General features: G+C 36.6%; 2 protein-coding genes. Both read right to left on the bottom strand.

The window, feature by feature from the left end; translation table 11 throughout:
- Window positions 1-376: 376 nt before the first annotated feature.
- Window positions 377-1,102: a hypothetical protein gene (locus tag CWB66_RS21140; protein ID WP_138586973.1), complete on the bottom strand. Its 726-nt coding sequence runs from the start codon at window positions 1,100-1,102 to the stop codon at window positions 377-379.
- A partial coding sequence (locus tag CWB66_RS21135) for a lysozyme family protein (protein ID WP_502705309.1) occupies window positions 1,099-1,369 on the bottom strand: 271 nt, incomplete at its 5' end. The genes CWB66_RS21135 and CWB66_RS21140, both read right to left, overlap by 4 nt.

Genomic DNA, 1,369 nt, shown 5'->3' with positions numbered 1-1,369 from the left:
ATTGAATCATTGTGTTAGTAAAATTTTTTTTCTCTTGCCAGAGATTTTCAGTGAAAGCAAGGCGAATTTACGCGTCAATAGCGGGCCTATTGCAAGTAAATTCAACGCAGTTAGTGCTGAAAATAGCTGCTTGAGATAGATTTATTATCCATAGTTCAGGTTAACTACTCTCATACACTATATTTAAATGTCTGCTAGCTACAAGCCATGAAGCTAACTCAAGGTTTACTCCGGCTAAAAGAAATAAACTTGGTAGTCAATACACTTTTATAGCAGCTAGAACTCCCCAAGACGAGGATGGGTGTCAGTGTAATACGCTTTAAAGTGGATACTTTATTTAGCTGCTGATCGCTTATTTGCTTTAAACTTGACGTAATTAGAACTGCTTAATTAGCGTATATGGCGCATCAGCGGCTAGCCGTGTTACCACATAACCATAAGTAGATCCGTAACTCCCCTCTTCAACACTATTATCCATATACAACACCATATCTTCTATGCCGTCGTTGTTATAATCACCTTTTGCCATGACCGTCAGTTTTTGAATGCCGCCGCTGTTGTCATAATAAATTGCTTGGTCTTTATTTAATGACTTCATTTTTTTAATATGGCTCATTTCTTCCCAGCTACTCGCTTTTGCTAAGCGGCGCTCATCGTCGTTTGAAATAATTAAAGAAAGCTCAGGAGGCATCTGTTCCGGTAGTGCTGAGCTATGCTCAAAATCAGTCAAAAAACTAGAGTCAGAAGCATTTAGCTCCCCCATATGTGCCCATATTAAACACACTTTATTCATTGCTTTTATAACATCTTGTTGTCGGTAACTAAGTGCGTTAAACCCTTCGTCTAAAGCATTAAATAAACTATTACAACTAGTAACTACTCTATCTGGGCTGCCATCTTTAAGAAGGTTTTCCTCAAAGTACCACTTTTTATCAATTAGAGCTTTAACCTGCTCTTGTTTCTCTAATGTTGTAGGCGCTGTAAAATACCTATCTGTTTTATTTTCCGAGCTATATATCGGTGCTATTTTATTCTTTTCTATTTCTGCACATGCAGTACTTGAGATACTAATACATGCAAGTAAAATTAACTTCTTCATCATTTTGCATTCGCCAGTAAATTGCGGACATAAGCATTTCGTTCAGCAGATACATCTTTTCTATTTGATTCAATAGCCGCCTTTTTAAAATCTTGCGCTTTCATATACTTATTAAAATTAGGGAAAGTACCTTTAAGTTTAGTCATCCCTAAATTGAATATTAGATCAAATAAGGCTAACTTAACGTCATCAGGGTAACTTGCAAATTCTGAGGCTCCGTATATACGTTTAAGCTCACTTTCAAACGTTTTAATATTCTGCTCAACTGGG

The organism is Pseudoalteromonas sp. S558, from assembly GCF_005886635.1.
Lineage (GTDB): Bacteria > Pseudomonadota > Gammaproteobacteria > Enterobacterales > Alteromonadaceae > Pseudoalteromonas > Pseudoalteromonas aliena.
This window is presented reverse-complemented; position numbering and strand designations above follow the sequence as displayed.